This window comes from Shouchella hunanensis (assembly GCF_028735875.1).
GTDB classification, from domain to species: domain Bacteria; phylum Bacillota; class Bacilli; order Bacillales; family Bacillaceae_D; genus Shouchella; species Shouchella hunanensis.
Genome location: NZ_CP117834.1, coordinates 2,115,904 through 2,137,725, shown reverse-complemented (window position 1 = coordinate 2,137,725; position 21,822 = coordinate 2,115,904). Strand labels below are relative to the sequence as shown.

Genomic DNA, 21,822 nt, shown 5'->3' with positions numbered 1-21,822 from the left:
TAATCAAAGTTTACGCATTCAAACTTTTCAATTTCCCATTATAATAATTGACCAATCTTGATGTTTCTTCTTCAAAGATTGATTTCAGATTATCCATATCAGATTGTATCTTGCTAAGAACCAAGAAATCTAATTGATTATTCACAAGCTTAACTATTCCATAAAAATCTGCATAATCTAATCCTTTTTGATCTTCATCATCAAGTTGTTGTAAGCTCATATCCCAAACTTTATCGTACTCTGATTCGGCATTCCCAGCAAAATTCAACAAGAAAGGACAATGAAAATTTTTCCCTTTTAGTTCACTCATTACTTTTCTCCATTTTATAAGAGATGAAAAATTCCAAACCAAATTCATAAAATTAACATTATGTTTTGTAATTTCGGTCATACGCTCAGAAATTAATGTTGTCATTTCATTTGGATTTTCTCGATTAACTGGGATATTTAATGGAATTCCATCTAAAACTAATCCAACTAAGTCTGAAAAATTATGATCTTGATACCTTCTGTTGTGAACAATTAGATTAAAGGGTACATGATCTATTTTTAAAATCCGTGATATTACAAGTAGATAAATTTGAGCAGTTAAATCAAATGGGTCATATTCATTTTGGAATCTAGATAAATCAATACTGTATCTCAATTGATGAATTCTTGCCGTTTTAACCTCCTTTATTTTTTTTTCAGCTAAAATCAAGTTCTTACTAAATCCTTGCAAATCAAACTTGTTAATCAAACTCTCTGGAGTTATATTAATAGGGCCTTTATTAAGTACTTTCAAATAATCTTGGTAATTAGTAGAGAGTTTAATCGCTTCTTTAGTACCATCCATAATTTCCCTATAACGCTGTAAAATTTGTTGTCTAATGATCTGAGCAGATGTTAAATCTATAATTGAGTGATCATATTGAAAGAATAAATTGTATTCTTTCTCATTAAACTTTATTAATATCACATGATACATAGGTTGAATCTGCTTCATAAAGTCTGAAGAGGTCTCCTTTGTTACAATATCTCTCATAACTTTCTTTTGAGATTTAGACGTGTACCCAGTTAAATCTACAAATGGAAGTGTCGTAGTTAATGGAGCTGAATGTTCTTTCCATTTATATCCGTTCATTTTTTTTAAAAGGCTACTTCTTAATAACCCATGGCTGCTGACTACATCGCAGAATGCTCTTTCCATCATGTTAATGTTCACCATTTCTTTTAATTCAATTAGGTACAACTGTAATTGTGAATTACCTTTAAAATGTCCTTTTTGAATGTTACTTAAACCGAATGTCTGAGAAGTTGGTTGTTTTACAATTGATTCAGTATATAATCTTTGTTCACTTTCTAATTCCCTTAGTAAAGTGTTCAGCTGTGGTTTAGTAATCTCTTTTAGATCAACGTTAAATGAATTTATATCCTTATGGTTAGAGAGTAGAATAAAATTTGGAAGTAAATCATTTTTAACTTTCAACTCTACTAACGTTTCTCGAACTATTGATATATCGCCAGTATTCTCTGACTCTAAAAATATGACGTTTATTTTACTATCAAAATACGCTAAATCATTCTTGACTTTGCATAGAATGCCGGTCTTGAAAGTTAATTCATTTTCCAAATCTATCTCGTTGTTGATATTTTTAATCGACAACATTTCTTGTTGGTAAAGATAGGATGTCAAAGATCTTATAGTAGGATATTTATAAACATCATTCATAAGTACCTGATAACCAGCAGATTCTAAATCTACTGTCATTTGAATAAGTTTAAAAGAGTCTCCTCCTAACTCGAAAAAGTCCGAATTTAAATCAATTTCTACTCGTCCGAGTAACTTACTCCAAATCCTCTTAACAAGCTTCTCTATTTCCAACATTTCATTTAGGACTTCACTTTTGTCATCATGTGTATTTCTCTTATCATCAATTAATAAATGATTTAAGAAGTGCAATTGAGGAATGCCTGAATTCCTCATATGATTAAAGGTATCATAAGCATACTTTATGTCTGAACCGGACATATATATACTGTACGATTTTTCGAGTTCATGTTCTGATTTGTTAAAGAGCCATTCAGTATCTCTCCAGCACCAATTATTTTTATTTGGAATAACTGATAAAATGCATACATTTATCTTTTGCAATTCACAAAGATATTTAATTAAATTTTTTTTCAATTCTAATTCAAAGCAATTTTTCGGTTGAATAAAATTATCATTCTTACCCCTATTAAGAATCTCATCTATCAAATAAATGTCTTCAATCTCATCATTAATCAATTGCTGATTTAATGATTTTTTCAGACCATCTATACTCTCTGTTTTTAATGAAGGCAAAACTGTGACCTTATTTAATTTATCTAACTTATCAAAATAATAACTCGTATCCTTTTTTTGACTAACTATTATCGTAGAAATACAACAATTACTATTTTTCGGTGTAAATGCAATTGTTTGATATAAATTTTCGCTATCTTTAACGGCATTAAATAATTGATTTTCTGAGATTGTTGGTGATATCACTCTATCCTTAAAATCCCACCATTCAACCATTAATCCATTCAATATATTTAAAGTTCTATTTTGTTTGGTATGTTCAATAACAAACACTAAACCATTAGGTTTTAAAAATTTTTGAAGGGTTTGACAAGAATCAGCAACGTAAGTATTTGTACTTATTGAATGAGCAGCAATTACTATATCAAATGACTCTGGTTCTCTATCCTCATCCTTTACAAATTCTTTGAAACTACTCTTTTTAATGTTCAGATAATCCATGTTCACCTTTTCGGCATAGTGTTGTAACTCATCAATTGTGGTTTGGGTTGGGTTAACAAAGGAGTACTCTACATTCAAGTCATTTAAAATAGGGTGCAAAGTTTTTAATAAAGTACTATCTTTACTAATATCTAAAATTTGTACTGTTTGAGTTGAATCAGTTATTTTAGAAAGTACCTTTTTTATTATTTTAAAAATATACAAGTCTTCTTCTTTAATTACGGTGTCGCAATTGTATTTATTGTTAATACTTCTATAAATAGATTGACCAGAAAATTTACCAGATAAAAATAACCCTAATTTGTTGTACAGTTCAGAGATTATATCTAGTTGTGCGTTTTCATTATCTATTTCAAGTATGTCTTTCTTTATAGCATTAACCTCTCTAACTTTCCCTGGTTCTAATAGAGTATATCCTCCCTCGTCACCTGTTTTTCTAATGACTCTATCTTCTATAAGAATAGATAACAAATAATCCAAGTAGGAGTTTAAAGATTGATCTATGTTTAGATTGTTTCTTAAACTTGTTAACGTAAAATTAGAATCCTGCCTTAACTGCATTTTCTCGGATATAAAATTAAAGGTTAGGCTTGTTATTAACTCCTCAAATAATGCATGTAGTTTTTTTCCTTTCGTATTAATTGTCGAAGAGCTCTCATTTTGATTAAAAATTTCAGTAATATTACTAATAACATCCCGCGAATATAATAAAGGAGTAACCCTGTATGGTAATACCTTTATTCCACCTTTTCCATCCATATTTATTGAATTTGCTAAACTTATTGAGCTTAATAGATTTCTCTCATCACACAAAATCATAGCCTTATTCATGTTTGCTTTTTGTTTTCCTAACTCAATAGTTTCTGTATTATAAATTGGTTGGAATTTTTTAATGTAACGCTGACCATTCTCATACTTAACAAATTTTTGATTGTCCCAAAAGTTCAACTCTAGAGTTATAATATTTTGCCACTCTTCTTCTGAAGTGTTAGCTTGCAAATGTTTCATTTTTAGATTTGAATGTTCAGCATGTACCCCGTTAATATATGATGTAATCGTAGTACAATTTTTTTGTTCACTTGATGAAGTTAATATAATAAACTCAATTTTCTCAGTTACCTTGAAATCTTTAGCTATCATTAAAATTAACTTTAGATCTTTTTTAAGCTCATTCCAGGATTCTGGAGTAAAAATGATAGTGTTAGGGAATTGAGAGTTACTAATTAAATTTTTTAGTAATCTAAAGTAGTCAATAAAACAATTATCTCTAATTTGACCATTCAACAATCCATTATAGATAAATTTTTCACTTTTTTTATAATAAGCAAATCTCCAATCTTTGATGTTATTTAATAAATTATAAAAATGTTCATTGCTGCCTAAAATTAGGCAAGTTCTTTTATCCTCATCGTTTGCTTTTGATAGTTTAAAAGTTCTCACCCAATTTATTTCACCTATTTGAGGCGAAGATGAGGTCTGGACTCTTTGTTCAGTTTTTTGTTCCTCATCTTGTGGAAACGTTGGTAATTCAATATTAGCTTTGCCTTCTAAATATTGAGTGAAATCTCCTTTTCCGATTTGAAATTTTTTCCGTTGAAATGGATATTGGGGCAATTCTATTCGATTCCGTGTCTCTTCATTATAATATTTTTGCCAATTAATATTGACCCCTGTACCCCATAAGTTGCTTAAAGTACCAATTAAGTGTTTATTACACTCAATTTCTTCAGATTCTTCACGAATGGTATTAACTGTCGTGTTAGCACTATAGTTATTTGCTTGTTTACTAAAGGAAGAGAGTGCTCTACCAGGACCTACTTCAATAAGAACTGCGCTTTTGTCTTCTAAGATTTTGTCAATACCTTGAGCAAATTTAACACAGTTGCTTAAATGTTTTGAGTAGTAATTCGGATCATTGGAATCATTATTGTTAATCCAGTCCCCAGTCAAATTTGATATATAAGGAATTTCAGGTTTATTCATTTCAGTTTTCTTGAATGCATAGCTCAAATCAGGGTGAGCCCCTTCCATTAATCGTGAATGGAAAGCATGATTTGTTGGTAACTTAATACACATGATTTTTTCTTTCATTAAAACTTTTACTAATTTATTGATTTCATCTATCGACCCAGATATCGTACACTTATCCGGTGTGTTAATTGCTGCGATTGTTACATCATTGTTATCACTTAAATATGGAATTACATCTTGAGCAGAAGCATTAACACTAATCATTTTTCCTTTAGGCATCGATTTCATTAATTTGCCACGTGTTAGAACAAGTTTTATTCCTGCTTCTAAATTAAACACTCCAGATAAGCAAGCGCTTGTATATTCACCTAGACTATGACCGATTAGTCCGCTAGGAGTAATATCCCAATATATTAAAAGTTTCGCTAAAGAATATTCAAAAATAAATAATGCTAATTGAGATAAATCAGCTTCATTTAATCTATCCTTAAAAACTGTTTGTGGATTTAATAAGGCATCTCTTAATTCGTTCTCACCTATATTCTCAGCTATTTTTAAACACTCATCTAAATACATTTGAAAAATTGGCTCCGAGTAGTATAATTCTTTTGCCATTCCGGGATATTGAGATCCAAACCCTGGGAACATAAAGTAAATAGACGGTTTTTTAATAGCAGACATTAATTTACCTTTTGATAAATCTTTGTCTCTAATACGACTATTTAAGCTTTCTTTTAAATCATCGATTTTTTTGAAGGGTAAAACAAATCTTTTTGATAGTTCTCTCTGACGTGTCTGCTGACTCCAAGCTAGGTCAGCTGCAGATACGCAGTCATTCTCTTCTAAAAAGTTTAAAAATCTATTTTGTAACTCCTCTAATGATTTATCGGAGTTAGCAGACAGCGCAAGAAATTTCCAATCTCTACTTTTGGATGATTCTTCCAATTCAGGAGATTCTTCTAATATAACATGAACATTTGTTCCACCAATTCCATATGAGCTTACACCCGCTCTTAATGGGGCATATAACTCAGGCTGGTTCGATACAACTTTTCTCTCCCATGGGGTGGTTTCACTTACTACCTTAAAAGGGCTATTCTCAATTTCTAAACCAGGGTTTGGTTTTTCGAAATTTAAACTAGCGGGAATTGTTTTGTTTTTTAAGGCTAAAGTTGCTTTTATAAAGGATGATACACCAGCTGCAATGTCGAGGTGACCAATATTTGATTTTAGAGAACCAATTCCACAACTTTCAGGTTCCACATTATTAAAGACTTTTTTTAAACCAGCTATTTCAATAGGATCACCCAAGATAGTCCCAGTGCCATGTGCCTCTATATAGGAAATGCTCTGGGGAGTGACATCTGCCATTACTAAAGCTCTTTCTATAACTTCTGACTGACCATCAACACTTGGTGCTGTAAAGCCAACTTTACGGTTTCCATCATTATTTACAGCTGATCCCTTAATCACAGCATAGATATTATCACGATCTTGAATTGCTTCATCAAGCCTCTTTAAAATTACCACTCCTACACCATTACCCTCCACTGTCCCTTGTGCATTTGCATCAAAAGGCCTACAATGTCCATCTGGTGAATTTATTCTACCATCCTTAGATAGGTAGCCGTTATGGCTAGGTAATGTAAGACCACTACCACCAGCTATAGCTAATGAACAGGATCCGGTAAGTAAATTTCTACAGGCTAAATCAATAGCAAATAGTGAGGTTGAGCATGCACTATGTACAGTAACACTAGGTCCTTGTAGATTTAGACTATATGCGATACGGGTTGAAGCAAAATCTTTATCGTTTAATTGAAGTGTGGCAAAATGGTGACCATCATCTAAATTTTGTAAAACAGTTTGCAATTCCCACGAAAAGTTATTTGTGGCTCCTAAGAAGACTCCTGTTGTATCTCTACGTTTTTCTGAGCCATAACCTGCATCTTCTAAGGCGTGGTAAACTTCCTCATGTAATGCTCTAACTTGAGGATCTAATAAAGAAGCATCTTTAGGTGTATAATTAAAAAATTCTGCATCAAAACTATCTAAGTTAGGAAAAATTCCCTTAGCTTTTACAAAGTTAGGATTTTTCATTAAATCAGGATCTACACCAGCCGAAATTAACTCCTCATCTTCAAAAAAAGATATAGACTCTTTCTCATTAACAAGGTTGTCCCAAAAATCATTCTTTGTAGAAGCACCCGGAAATCTACCTGACATCCCGATAACGGCTATCTCAAGCCCATTATATTCTTGCACTACTTTCATGATTTCCCTCCAAGTCTTTGTAACAATGTTTTCGATTTCATTAAGCTGTTCTTTAACTGTTTTTGTTCTTCATTTTCTTTTTGATTTATTCGTGAATTAATTTTAGAAGTATCTTCAGAAGTAGTTAAATACTTTGCTAGCTTGTCCACAGATGAAAATTCAAATAAAGTGGTTAGGGGTATGTCTATTGAGTACTCCTTTTTTAAGCGATTATTTAAGGTAACTAGATTTAAAGAATTAAATCCAATTTCAAAAAAATTATCTGAACTATTAAGTTTATTTATATCTACTTCTAGAATATTTGAGCAAATGGCAATAATATTCTCTTCTACAACATTTAATTTTCTAGGGGCTTTATTCTGATAAATGATCTCTGGTTCAGGTAATTTAGAATGATTGATTTTACCATTGTTATTTAATACAAATTTGTCTAATTTACAGAAAAAACCAGGAATCATGTACCGCGGTAAAAGAGTTTTCAGTTCATGTTTCAAACTGTCTAAGCAAACATCATTTGATGCAGTGAAATAGGCACATAATTCATGTTCATTCCTGATATTTTTGACGGTTACAACCACTTCCATAATTCCTTCTAACTTCATCATGATTTGTTCAATCTCACCTAATTCAATTCTGTAACCTCTAATTTTCACTTGTGTATCTATTCTTTCTACGAATTCAAAATTTCCATTTGGCAATTTTCTAACTAAATCGCCAGTTTTGTAAAGTCTAAGATCTGAGTAATAAGGATTTTTAATGAACTTTTCCTTGCTTAAACTAGGTTTGTTATAATAACCCTGTCCTACCCCAAAACCACTCAAATAAAGCTCTCCAATAGCCCCATCTGGCAGTATATTACCTTTCATATCAAATACGTAGGCTAAAGTGTTTTTAAGCGGTTTGCCTATAGGCATATTTATGCGTTTTGAGTCAGAAGCTCCAATTAAATAATGCATTGAAAATGCAGTGTTTTCTGTCGGCCCATATATATTTATTAAGTTTGTATTTGGACATGCTTCAACTACTTGTGAGAAATGTTTAACCGATCCAGCCTCTCCTCCAACAAGTACATATTGAGTATTTTCAAATACGGAAGCATCGAAATCACTAAACTTATTAAATAAAGAAGTTGTAAGAAAGAAGATATCAATAGAATTTTTATTAATTAGTTCTTTAAACTTGTCTGGATCTAATACTTGTTCTTGCTCTGCAATAACTAGTGTTTTTCCTTTTAGCAGAGCTCCCCAAATTTCAAATGTACATGCATCAAAAGCTGGTGAGCCAATTTGAAGTAGTCGATTAACGTTATCCCAATTGATAAAATCTAAGCTATTAACAAAACTTAATATATTGTTTTGGCTTATAAGGCAGCCCTTCGGATTTCCTGTTGAACCAGAAGTGTACATTAAATAAGCATTTGCCGAATCTCTAGTAAAATATCTTCTTAAATCAGTTTTATTTAAATTAATGCTCTCTTCCATGCTAACTATAAATAAGTTTTCAATTCCCTCCAAGTCACTCCGAAAGCCAGCATTAGTAATTACATGTTTAACATTGGCATCCGAAATAATATAGCCAGTTCTTTTAACATTGTTTACTAAGTCTAAAGGTACATAAATTCCCCCTATTTTTAGCACAGCTAATATACTAACGATTAATTCAGGACATCTCGGGAAATATAAACCTACCTTATCCCCAGCCTTTACACCCTCAAGCTGTAACTTCCCTGCTAAAGCGTCTGACCAATTGTCAATAAATTCATAGCTGTATTGTTGCTCTTTAAAAATAATTGCTATTTCGTTCTTATTAGATGTTACATTTTTTTTAAATGTATCAATTAAAGTAACATCTCTATTTTTAACCGTTAGAGATTGATTTATAATTTGAGATTCATCAAAATCTGAGCAAACTTTTAGTGATGATATTAGCTCATCATGATTATTTATAGAAGTGTTTAATAATTCCAAAAAACTCCTTTCAACAATTTGCATGAAATTTTCATCATAAATATTTTTATTGTATACAAATGTTATATTGAATTTTATATCTGGATTTACAACAATATGCAAATCGTAATTTGTTTGTTCGAAGTAGCTTAAACTCTCAAAATAAAATGAATCACCTTTTTCAACTTTAAGTTTTTTAAGTTGCTCATCCATAGGGTAATTTTCGAAAGCTACTACGTGATTTATAAGATTATTTCTCAGAGGACTTAAACTTTGAATTTCATATAACGGGTAAAAGTCAAATTTATTAGAACTAAAATTTTCTTCTTGTAATTTTTTACATAGTTGTAAAAATGTCATTTCTTCCTCAACAGAGACTCTGATTGGCAATGTGTTAATAAAAAGCCCCACCATTTTTTCAATTCCAATTATATGCGGAGACCTACCAGATACAACATTTCCATACACGACATCTTGAGTATTATTAAACTTTTGTAAGAGCAATCCCCAAATCGAATGAAATACCGTATTTAGAGTTATATGATGCTTTTTAGTAAATTTTTTCATTTTTTCATATTGTTCTGAAGTTACATTGAATGATCGAATTTCTTGTGAATAACCTTTCTTTTTTTGGCCATTAGGAGTTGGTAAGCCTATCGATTTTTTATAATCTAGTAAATAATTTCCCCAATATTTTTTTGCACTTCCCTGATCCTGTTGATTTACCCACTTTATATAATCTTTATATAGGTATTGATTTGGCTCTATATCCATATTCTCTTCATGATACTTACTAAAAAGTTCGGTTAATAAAGGACCAAGAGACCATCCATCCATTATAATATGGTGGAATGAAAGAATTAAGTTCCAAGTATCCTCCTCGGTATTGACTAACGTAATACGAGTGGGAATTTCTTCTTTTAAATTAAACCCCCTTTCTCTATCTTTTTGCTTAAATTCTTCTAATAACGATGTACCACTTTTATTAAAATTTACAATTGAAAAAGGTGTTTTCCATTCCTTTAAAACAATTTGTCTAGGTTCATCGGTTTTCCCGTAAGTAAAAACTGTTCTTAAAATATCATACTTATTTATTAGATAAGTAAAAGCATTACGCATTTGAGATGGGTTAATTTTTCCACGTAGTTTAAAATCAAATTGTTCAACATATGCAGTTGACTTAGGCTCTAGCATATATTGAAAAATCATACCTTTTTGCATAGGAGACAACTCATAAATATCTTTAAGGTTTTCTTTAGTTAAATTCATCATCTAATTCTCCTTATATTAAATTTGTAAGTCATCAAAGATATCGTTTAATTCCGACTCCGTTAGATTTGAATCTCTAAAGTCTGAAGCTGTTTTTTCAATTTTTGTTTGCTCTAAACAATGTGAAACGATTTTAGCACAGTTTTCAATTAATAAATTTGTAAAATAATTAAATTCATGTTCATCAAATAAATTTTTCGGATAGCGAAATTCAAATACAATGTGCCCATTTTTTTGATATGCAATGATATCTAAAATGAAATCCATTATATAATCTTGTGAAACCGTTAAATCAGTAGGTAAAAAGTCAACTTTTATATCTAAATTAATGTCTTGATTTTCTTGGTTACCTAAAAAGTTGAAGTTCACAGACGGCTTTAATTTTTTGATTCTTGTTTTTTCATCTTTATCTAGAATGTCACTAGAATTTAATAATGCTCCAAATCCAATTCCTTTTCGAGGGATATTATTTATTGTTTCTTTGATATTTTTAATTGTGTTACCTAGAGTAAGACCGTTATTTAGCAAAGCTGGAAACGTACTAGTAAACCATCCAACTGTTCTGTTTACATCAATATTATTACTAAAATGCTCTCTTCCATGACCTTCCAAATTAACAAGTAAATTTTCTTGCGAATAGTAATGATTAATTGTACTGCTAATAATTGTTAGTAATAAATGTAAAACAGTTGTACCATAAGCATAATTAGCATTAGTATTTAATGATTTACTTAAATCATTATTGAGAGTAACCTTTCTATTACTTGTGTAGCTGTATGGTGATGTTAAAATAGGAAGATTATTGTTTATATTTTTGTAAGTTTCACTTACATTTAACCAGTATTGCTTATCACCTTCAAGTGCTTTAGTATTCGCCCAGTTTTTTAACTCTCTTGCCCATAATGAGAAAGGCGTGGTTTTAAGGGGGAGTAAATGATCTTTATTTCTTAATAATGAAACAAAATCTTCAATTATGATACTCCATGAAACCACGTCTACTGAAATATGATGTACAAAGATAAATAACTTACCATTGGTTTTAGCCTTTTGATAGCCTACTGCAATTAGTGGGCCTTCTAATTGAATGTGAGATTGAACATTATTTAATTCCATTTTGAGTGCATCACCATCTAGGGCCTCGGAGATTTCTTGAATATGGAAAAATTCATTTGCATTATTATTGAATTCTTTAATATATAATTCTTTGCCATTCTTTACAGAGAGTCTTAGTAAATCATGATGTTTACATAACATTGTTAACGCATGGTTAATATTTCCCTTTAACATTTCACCATTCTTCATTTCAATAATTACACCCTGATTGAAATGGTTCAAGGAGCTGTTTGGTGAGTTTAAGTGCCAATCCTGAACACAACTAGTTTCGCAATCTCCATAAATTTCATCCTGATTAACTTGTAGTTGTCTATTATTTTTCAAGTGTGGAGCTAGTGATTTAATAGTTTGATATAGAAACAGATCATTCATTACTATATTCATGTCTAAACCCTTTAATCTGGCTACAATTTGAATAGCTTTTATTGAGTCTCCTCCTATGCTAAAAAAATTGTCTTCTATAGCAATATCTTTCAGGCCTAAAACATCTTTCCAAACGTTTAATAAGACTTTTTCATTCTCATTGAACATTTGTTCAGACTCCTTTTTAGTCTCTAAGTTATAAGGTAATTGCGTTTTATCAATTTTCCCATTTTTATTTAAAGGCAGTTTACTTAATTTGAAGATTACATTTGGAACCATGTAATTTGGTAAGTACTTTTTTAATTCTGTCGTAAGCTCTTCCTTATTTAGGTCTTCTTTAGTAGGAACAATCCATAAAGAAAGTACTTTCCCACCGTTTTCATCATCAATTATTCCAGCATGTGCTTCAGAAACAAGTTTAGTTTTCAAAGCTGTTGCTTCAATTTCCAATAATTCTATCCTGAAACCACGTAATTTAATTTGATGATCAATTCTACCTAAGTAATGTATATTACCATCTAAGGATCTGTAACCTAGATCACCTGTTTTGTAGAGAATTTCATTTTCATTAAGAGGATTATTAATGAAATTTTCTTTAGTCAATATAGGGGAATCTTGATATCCTTTCGCTACATTTTCCCCACCAATGTAAAGCTCTCCAGGAAACCCCTCAGGTTGAACTTGTAAATTTTCATTAAATACATATATTTTTATATCTCCAAATTCTTTTCCAATAGGTATATTGTCTTTTTCTGCTATTTCTTTTATTGGATAAGCTGTTGCAAATACCGTCGTTTCAGTAGGTCCATAAGCGTTTATTATTTTCCCTGGGCCCAATTCTTTATAAGCTTTATTTATATGGTAACTAGAAGCCTGCTCACCACCAACTAAAATTTTTCTCACATTAATCAATTTTTCTATATTAGTTTCAATTAATGCATTAAATAATGCAGTCGTTATAAAGAAGATAGAAATCTTTTTCTGCTCAATAAGATTCGCTAAATAATTTAAGTCGAGAATTTGCTCTCTATGAATTAGTGTTAACTGAGCTCCATTTAATAAGGCACCATAAATATCAAACGTAGAACCATCAAAGGAATAATTTGATAATTGCAGAAAATTATCTTTCGCATTTATGTCTGTAACGCCGTCACTATTCACTAAATTCACTATTCCTATTTGTTTAATTAGAGTACCTTTTGGCTTTCCCGTTGAACCAGAAGTATACATTACATAAGCCAAATCTTCAGAGGAATATTGTACATTTGGATTATGCGATTCATACTCTTCCAGGTGTATATTTTTCAAATTAATTATTAAATAATTTAATTGATTATTAAAGACTTGGTCTAAGTTTTGATTTGTTATTAAAACCTTATCCCTTTGATCTTCAACAATGCTCAATAACCTTTCTTGGGGATTATCGGGATCTAATGGGATATAATAACAACCTGCCTTTAAAATACCTAGCATGGATGCAATCATATCAAAAGAACGATTCATGAAGAGTAATACCCCTGTTCCTTTTTTTACTCCTCTATCTAAAAGCAAGTGCGCTATTCTGTTGCTTATTAAATTTAATTCCTCGTATGTTAATTGTTGATCGTCCATAGCTATCGCAATATTATTTTTGTAATTCTCAACAGTATTATTGAAATTATCAACTATACTCGGACTTCTTTTACTGCCTGATTTAGCAACTTTTTGATGATTTTCAATTGAATCGACTATTTGTAAAGACCTTAAGGAATCATTTGGGCTCTTAATAATTATTTTTAACAAACGCTCAAATATATTCGATATATTTTCAATTGAAGAAGGGTAAAATAATTCTTTTGAATACTCCCATTCCATATAAATACCTTTTTTTGTTTCTCTTGCACTAACTGTCAAATCAAACTTTGCTGTTCCATTATCAAATTCTACAAATGTTTCTTTAGATTTATCTTCTAATCCCATATCTAGATTTTGATATGCAAAATAAACATTAAAAAGAGGGTTGCTACCTGAATTTCTTTCTAAGTTTAATTCTCTAATAAGTAAATCTATTGGATATTCCTTATTGTCATATGCAGAGAAAATTAGATCTTTAACATTAGCAACTAGATCAAAAAAAGTATCATCTTTACTGGATTTAGTTCGCAAAGGTAAAGTATTTACAAACATTCCAACAGTATCATTAAAATCAATATGATTTCTACCTGATATAGGTGTGCCTATTACAATTTCAGATTCACCAGATAATCTGGAAAGAAGTGCATGAAATGCAGATAACATCACAACATAAGGGGTAGTCTCTGCCCTTTGTGCTATTAACTTCAAATCTGAAATAACGTCATTATTTAAAGATTGATAAACTTTTGCCCCTTTGTAATTGTTAACAGAAGGTCGATTTTTATCAGTTATTAAATTTAACTTTGGAATATTATCTCTATACTGACTCAACCACCATTTTTTTTGATTTAATAGATTTGGTTCTTTCATTCTAGATTTATTCCAAACCACAAAATCACTGTAATTTGATCTAATAACAGGTAAAACTCCACCTTTTTTAATGGTTTCATAATCTCTAAATAAAATTCCCATCGATGCTCCATCTGTTACTAAGTGGTGCATGTCTACCACTATGTGGGCATATTCTGAATCATCTTTAGATTTGAAATAACCAACTCTAAATAAAGGTGCTTTAGCTAATTCAAATGGTCGAATGTATTTTCGTATTTCTTGATTTATAGTTTCATCTAAAATAGAACCTACTTCAGGTAACATTTCTATAATGTCTAACTGAAAATTAACATAGGGCTCCACTTTTTGTTGTAGTCCTTGTTCATCTACAATAAATGATGTACGTAAAGAAGGATGTCTTTTTATTAATTGTTTAAAAATACTTTCTATATTTTCCGGCTTTTCCTCTGTTGATACCTTTTTGATTCCTGTTACGTTATATGCTAATGAATTTGTAAGTTGATTAGCAAGATATATACTATTCTGCAAAGGTGAAAGTTCAAAAACTTCATCATTTATTGGCTCTTTGTCAATAACCTGCGGATTATTTTTTTTATTATTCAAAAAAACGTCAACTTCTCCTATGTCAGATCCGAGGTTATTACCAACATCATCAGAAAAATCTAAAAGTATGTTGTTTTTCATTAAACTGGATAGAGGTATTTCACAATTTAGGCCCGTATTTACGAGTTGAACAATCCTTAAGCCAGTTACTGAATCACCACCTAATTTGTAGAAATTATCATTTACTTTTAATTCTTGGTATCCTAGTATTTCAGCCCAACACCAACCTATAAATGATCGTAATTTAGAAGTTTTCTCTTTACCAGTAATTAGATTAAAAGAGCTTTTATAAAATCGATCCCATACTTTATTTGTAGTTGATTCTGAATCTAAGTTTCCTTTTTCATAATTAAGTACAGCAGGGTTATTGTTAATAAATTCATCATCCCAATAACGATTTTCTTTAAATACTTGAGCAGGCAAAGGTTCTCGCTTAGCATCCTCACCATTTAACAATTTAAAATCGACTTCGATACCTGAAACATAATGATTAGAAATGTACTGAAGTAAACTCACTTCTTTTGTGTCAATAAATCTGTCGATCTTTTGCTTTAATTTTCTCTTTATATGAGGGTGATTATCTTTTGGCACCTTCTCAGTATATCCAGATAACATAATTGTAACATCGTCAATATTAATCGTCTTTTGTTGCTTATGTTCAACCTTTGAATCTAAAAGTTCAATTAAACCTTTTAATCCTGCAATTAGTCCTTTTACATCTTTACAAATAATGGATGCTCTAGAACCATAGTGTTCCCGACCTATTCCCGCAGTGTAGCATAAATCTTTTAAAGACAAATTATTATTCATCTTTAAAAAATCAATATACCTATTGGTTAGCTTATAAAGTAAATTATAATCTCTTCCTGATATTGGAAATAAATGAATATCTTCACTTTTCACTGTATTTATTTTAGGTGCAGCTTCTAAAACAAGATGAGCGTTAGTTCCAGATAGACTAAATGAACTAATTCCTGCCCTCATTGGTGTATGATTGGAATACCATGGCTGTGCCATGTCTTGAACATATATGGGACTATTACAGAAATCAATTAAAGGATTCGGTAATTCAAAATTATTCGTTGGAGGAATTACATTATTTTTCATCGCATATACCACTTTAATTAGTGATGCTAAGCCGGCCGCTCCTACTGTATGACCTATATTCGTTTTGATAGAACCTATTGCACAAAATTGACGTTTATTAGTAAAACTGTTAAATGCTTCAGTAATACCTTTTACTTCAATCGGGTCACCAATCTTAGTGCCAGTTCCATGAGCTTCAATGTAAGATACACTCTCAGGATTTATATCTGCTCTTTCCCACGCTTTGACAATCACTTCTTTTTGAGCACGTGAATTTGGAGAGGTTAGTCCATTAGATGCCCCATCATTGTTTACAGCTATCCCCTTAATAAGTCCAAAAATATGGTCTTTGTCTCTTTGAGCACTTGAAAGAGGTTTTATTAAAATTGCTGCTACTCCTTCACCCCAAGCAGTGCCTTCTGCACGTTCATCAAAAGTATGTACTTGATATCTATTCGATTGTATTTCCCCATCAAATTCTCCGGGGTGTAATAATAAATTAATGCCTCCTATTAAAGCCTCTTCACAATCATTATTTCGAATAGCCTTAATAGCATTATCTATTGCAACTAAGGAAGAAGAACAAGATGTATCAATGACCATCGCTGGTCCCTTTAAGTTTAATAAATATGAAATCCTACTAGCCAATAAGCCAGTCCATGAGCCAGTAAGTACAGTAAAATCTCTTTCTGACAGAAACGAAAGATACGAACTCTCCATTCGGTGCGTGTGATCGTTCCCCACATAAACACCTACATTTTTTCCAGAATATTGTTTTTTGTAATAGCCAGCTCTTTCAATTGCCTCAACAAAAACCTGTAAAAGGAGTCTATGATAAGGATCCATCTGCAAAGCTACTTTTGGAGGTATATTAAAAAACTCTGCATCAAAAGAAGCTATTTCAGAAAGAAAGCCTGCTTTCATTAGATTACTGGTGTCACCGTTAATTCTTTTGATATCGTTAACTCTGTTATCTGGAAAAGATTTGATACTATCCTTACTATGGATAATATTTTCCCAATATTCTTCTGGTGTTTCAGCGTCTGGAAATTTACATGATATTCCTATTATTGCCATCGGTTCGTTATCAACCGATGGCGTATTAAGTTCTTTAAGGTATTCAATAGCAGTTTCTGATTTTAGTTCTTGTAATTTAACCTTCTCAAGAATAAACCTAGCCAGTTCTCTTTTTGTATTAGATTTCTGAAAAACAGTCATTTTAATTTCTCCTCATCTAATAGATGAATAAACTCATCTAGGAATTCCGTACCAGACAACTCTTCTTTAATTAAATTAGTTATTGAGCTATGTCCCTCCTCAACCGATTTACCAGAAGTGTGCTTCAGTTGTTTAGAAAATGCCCCAGACTTATTATCTATTAAACCTGCCAATTCATTTATTGTTGGATAAGAAAATAAATCAGAGATATCAATTATTCCTGGGTACACCTTATCAATTTTTTTAAGTAATTGAGTAGCCATTAAAGAATTACCTCCCATTTCCTGAAAGCTCAAGTAGATATCAATTTCTGATAAACCCAATATTGAACTGAAACATTTTGCAATTTTCAATTGAGATTCAGACGGATTATCTTCTCCTAAAATGAAAATATCTTTTTCTGGTTGTATTTCGCTATCATAGGTAATAACACTCTTAGTCTTCAAAATATCTTCTGAAATGTTGAAAGGGATATCCTCTAAGTAATCAGCTATCACATTATTATTTATTGTAGTAGGTATTACCCTTTTTGCTGGTTTAGCTATTATGGACTCAATCCATTCCATTCCCTGCTTAGGGGACATTGAATTAAATAAACTCTCTTGCAAATTAACATTGTGTTTCACTGCCATACCAATTTCTTCCCAATTTGGCCAGTTAATTGTTATAACATTTTTACCAACATTTATTGCATAATCAGATAAAGAATCCATAAAGGCGTTTGCCGCGCTGTAATCTCCTTGCCCTTCCCCACCTGTTAAAGATGTAATTGATGAAAATAAAATAAGGAAAGAATTAGAGTCTTCTGGAACTAATTTCATTAGATTTAAGGAACCATTAATTTTGACACTTAAAACTTCATTAAAGTCTTCCTCTTCTTTTAATAATAAATATCCGTCTCCTGCTAATCCAGCTGCATGGAAAATACCTGTTATACTTTTTGGAGCAACTTCTTTTATAAGCTCCACTGAACTGTTGTCAGAAATGTCAATTTGTATATACTCGACTCTTTTTGCATTTTGTTTAATAGTAACTAATTTCTTATAAAGCATCTTCAAATCTTTATGACCCGTTTTAGAGAGTTCTTCCCATTCTTTTTTGGGTGCAATATTTCTTCTGCCTAACAATATAATCTCGTTGTTTGTATTTAGGCTAAGATTTTCCGCAATGCTTAGACCAAGACCACCTAACCCGCCCGAAATTATATATACACCATCCTCTAAAGGTCTTTGGGACCTTTCTTCAATATGATTCACTAAAATTGGTTCAAAATTGCCCGATTCTCGCATTGCAATAGATCTGTCATAATTTATTTCTTCGAATATAGTACTTAATTGAACATGGTCGGAAACATCTAGTGTATTTACTTTAAAATGTTTATACTCTTGTTTGATAACATTAGCTAAAGACAAAGAAGAATTCCCAAGTGGATTTATTACGTTTTCTCTACCATCTATTTTAATAGCATTTTTGGTTAAGACTTTAATAGTCCCAATTTGTTTACTTTCACTAATCAACAAATTTTTACAAAGATAAAAAAGGGCTTCTACACCTAATGATTTACGTTTTGTTAAAGAACTTTCAAAGTTTATGAAGTCATGTATTTCTTCAGTATTTATTGTAAAATCTGTTGCAAAAATGATTCCTGTTACGTTTTTTTTCTCTGCTGCATTTATTAGTTTAGATATTCCATTCATGCTTGGTTCAAACGTATCTTTATCTTGCAAAAGATTAGATTCATCTAAGTAAAATATGGAAATATCTTTATAATTATCTCTAATAAAGCTCTCTACCTTTTGTTCCTTTGTAATAATAAGACCCCAATTAATAGGTTGTAATTCTACTTTCTGATCATTATTACGTTTAATCCAATCTAATCTTAATAATTTATTGGTTACTGGCGCGTCTAAAAATTCGGTTGAGTTTAATCGTTTAACTGTATATCCTAGTATTTCTACTAAGACATTACCCATTTCATCTAATATTTCAATGTCATATGACATGGTCTCATTTTTCCAACTATTAGCTTTATCTCCCTTAACATGTGAATATACAGTGTTGCTAAAACCTGCATAAAAATTGATACTCTTATACATATATGGAAGGAATGTATCTTCGGTATCTTGGCTAATCAAGTTTACCGCATTATCTAATATGGATGGATGAAGTTTAAATTCATTTAATTCCTCTTTTAAGCTATCAGGTAGTTTAAGTAAGCCTAATGCTGATCCCTCAAAACGCCAAATCTTTTTAATTGTATTCCAATGTTCCCCAAATTGAAAAACTTTAGTTTTGCTTTCAAAAACATAATCATCATCTATTTTAAAAGCTTGTTCTTTAAGCAGGTTAATATGTTTTCTTTTTAAACTCTCTTCTCTTAACATCGAGATATGACCTTCTACATTAGTAACCCATTTAGAACTATCCAGACTTTTTATGTTAAATTCTAAGCCTCCCGTTCTAGTTTTATAAAAATTTATTCTAGTTAGGGTTGTTTGATCCTCATTTAATACTATGGGTGTTAAAAAATATATACTTTCAAATTTCATTGCATCTGTATTAAATATTCTTGAAGCTGCAAACCTAGCCATTTCAATATAGCTGGTGCCTGGTAATACTGCTTTTCCGTTTATCTTATGGTCCGATAAAACCCAGTGTTTATCTATATTAAGTGCTGTTTCAAAACAGAATTCTGATTCTGGGTGAGTAGTTATGATCTCCCTCTCAACCAGTGAATGCATCTTCTCATAAGTATCTTTAATTACCTTGCTCTTTTTAATTGGTGCCCAATGGCGAACCCTTTGCAATGGATAAACAGGTAAAGAAACTCTTCGCCTTTTTTCATCTTGATAAAATAGCTTCCAATTAATATTCGCACCACCGATGTATAATTCACAGATTTCATTGAGTAAACTTGTATCATTCGACCCGCTGGAGACGTATTGATTAATTTTATTATTTGCTTCGTTTGTTAAGGTATTTTGTTGTGTTTTCGTTATTTCTCCTTGCTTTATGTTTGTTCTATTTTCCTTTATTACTTTGTGAGTGCCTATAAATGAAAAATCACTATTTATTTTTAAATTTTGCAGAGCTTGTAACCTAGTTATAAGATCGTTTTTAGATGAAGCTCTGACTATTAAACGGTTTGTGTAATGCCCTCTGCCAATGTTACTTGTATAACAAATGTTTTCAAAAGAACTCTTGCTTTTAGTAAGAAATTTAAGGTAATTATTAATGTATTTATTAAGTACTTCTTCATTTTTTGCGCTAATTGTTAAGCAATACTCATTATGGTATGCAAGTGAATCTTCTATAGAAGGAGGCTCTTCTAGAACCATATGACAATTAGTTCTACTAAAACCAAATGAGCTTAATGCTGCCCGTCTTGGAGAAATAGATTCCTCCCACCTCGTCAACTTAGTATTTATATATAAAGGACTATTTAAGAAATTAATATATGGATTAGGAGTTTCAAAATTAATTGTCGGCGCTAACTCCTGATGCTCCATTGATTTTACAATCTTAATTAATGAAGCAATTCCTGAAGCGCCAACTAAATGGCCCATGTTGGTTTTAAGTGAGCCGATTGCACAAAATTGTTTCTTATTTGTATACTTATTAAATGAACTTGTAAGGCCTTTAATCTCAATTGGGTCGCCTAAAACAGTACCTGTTCCATGTGCTTCCATATAAGTAATTGTTTCAGGATTAATAGCTGCTTTCTCCCAAGCATTGGTAATAACTTCTTCTTGCGTTTCAGCATTTGGGGCGGTAATACTACTAGATGCACCGTCATTATTTATAGAACTTCCTTTTATAATAGCTTGTATGTTGTCTTTATCCCTAATTGCATCCTCTAATCTTTTTATTAATACAAGACCAACACCTTCACCCCAAACTGTACCACTTGCTTTAGAGTCAAAAGTTCTTACTTGTCCACTTATTGACTCCACTTCACCTAGATTTGCATCACCTTGAAATTCCGGTTTAAATTCCCCTCCAAAAGAAAGATTTATACCACCTGCAATAGCATAATCACACTCATTATTTAACAGTGATTGGGTAGCCATGTGTACACTCACTAATCCAGCAGAACAAGCAGTATCTACTATCATGCTCGGTCCTTTAAAGTCAAAAAGAAAGGAAATTCTGCTTGGCATAAGACTTTCCCAAGAACCAGTTAATTGAAGAGGGTTACCTTCTGAACTATTTTTGTAATAGGAGTAATTAGTACCATCTTTCCCAATAAAAACAGCAGTATTACTTCCGATTAAGGTATCACCTCCATATCCAGCATCTTCCATCGCTTCCCATGCTACCTCTAAAGACAACCTTTGTTGTGGGTCCATAAAGATTGCTTCATTTGGGGGAATTCCAAAAAAATTAGAATCGAATTTATCAATTTCCTCCAGGTATCCAGCTTTAGCATGTACATTTTGGCTATCTTTTTTATTTACTTTTTTACCTAATACAAACTCAGTATATGAAGGATTTTCAAGAAAATCTTCAAAGTCTTTCTTTCTTTGATCTGGATAATCTTGAATACAATTTGTTCCTGATTTCACCAATTCCCAGAACTCGTCCGGATTATTGGAGTTTGGAAATTTAGATGCAATACCAATAATTGCAACATCTTTATTAGTCTGTTCGGAATTCATTATTGGAATTAGTAATTCTTTTGCCTCTTCTTTTGATAGTTGGTGCGACGCAACTTGAGATAAAATATACTGTTTAATATTTTCCATT

The 21,822-nt window shown here is 31.3% G+C and carries 4 protein-coding genes; all 4 read right to left on the bottom strand.

What is annotated here, in order from left to right:
• Positions 1–10: 10 nt before the first annotated feature.
• Genes PQ477_RS10930 through PQ477_RS10915 form a run of 4 tightly spaced genes read right to left on the bottom strand, consistent with a single transcriptional unit; the run spans position 11 to position 21,821 of the window.
• Positions 11–7,012, bottom strand: coding sequence for a type I polyketide synthase (locus PQ477_RS10930; RefSeq protein ID WP_274271772.1), 7,002 nt, complete (start codon positions 7,010–7,012; stop codon positions 11–13).
• Positions 7,009–10,227 (bottom strand): amino acid adenylation domain-containing protein, encoded by a 3,219-nt coding sequence (locus tag PQ477_RS10925; protein ID WP_274271771.1) that lies wholly within the window; start codon positions 10,225–10,227, stop codon positions 7,009–7,011. The genes PQ477_RS10930 and PQ477_RS10925 overlap by 4 nt, the downstream gene beginning before the upstream one ends.
• Positions 10,228–10,245: 18 nt before the next feature.
• Positions 10,246–17,076 (bottom strand): non-ribosomal peptide synthetase, encoded by a 6,831-nt coding sequence (locus PQ477_RS10920; protein ID WP_274271770.1) that lies wholly within the window; start codon positions 17,074–17,076, stop codon positions 10,246–10,248.
• Complete coding sequence (locus tag PQ477_RS10915; protein ID WP_274271769.1) at positions 17,073–21,821, bottom strand: SDR family NAD(P)-dependent oxidoreductase; 4,749 nt, start codon at positions 21,819–21,821, stop codon at positions 17,073–17,075. Before PQ477_RS10915 ends, PQ477_RS10920 begins: the two co-directional genes overlap by 4 nt.
• Position 21,822 lies beyond the last annotated feature (1 nt).

What these genes read in the sequence shown, in the direction of transcription:
- PQ477_RS10930 (WP_274271772.1), bottom strand. Translation starts at nt 7,012, where the DNA reads ATGAAAGTAGTGCAAGAATATAATGGGCTTGAGATAGCCGTTATCGGG.
- PQ477_RS10925 (WP_274271771.1), bottom strand. Translation starts at nt 10,227, where the DNA reads ATGAATTTAACTAAAGAAAACCTTAAAGATATTTATGAGTTGTCTCCT.
- PQ477_RS10920 (WP_274271770.1), bottom strand. Translation starts at nt 17,076, where the DNA reads ATGACTGTTTTTCAGAAATCTAATACAAAAAGAGAACTGGCTAGGTTT.
- PQ477_RS10915 (WP_274271769.1), bottom strand. Translation starts at nt 21,821, where the DNA reads ATGGAAAATATTAAACAGTATATTTTATCTCAAGTTGCGTCGCACCAA.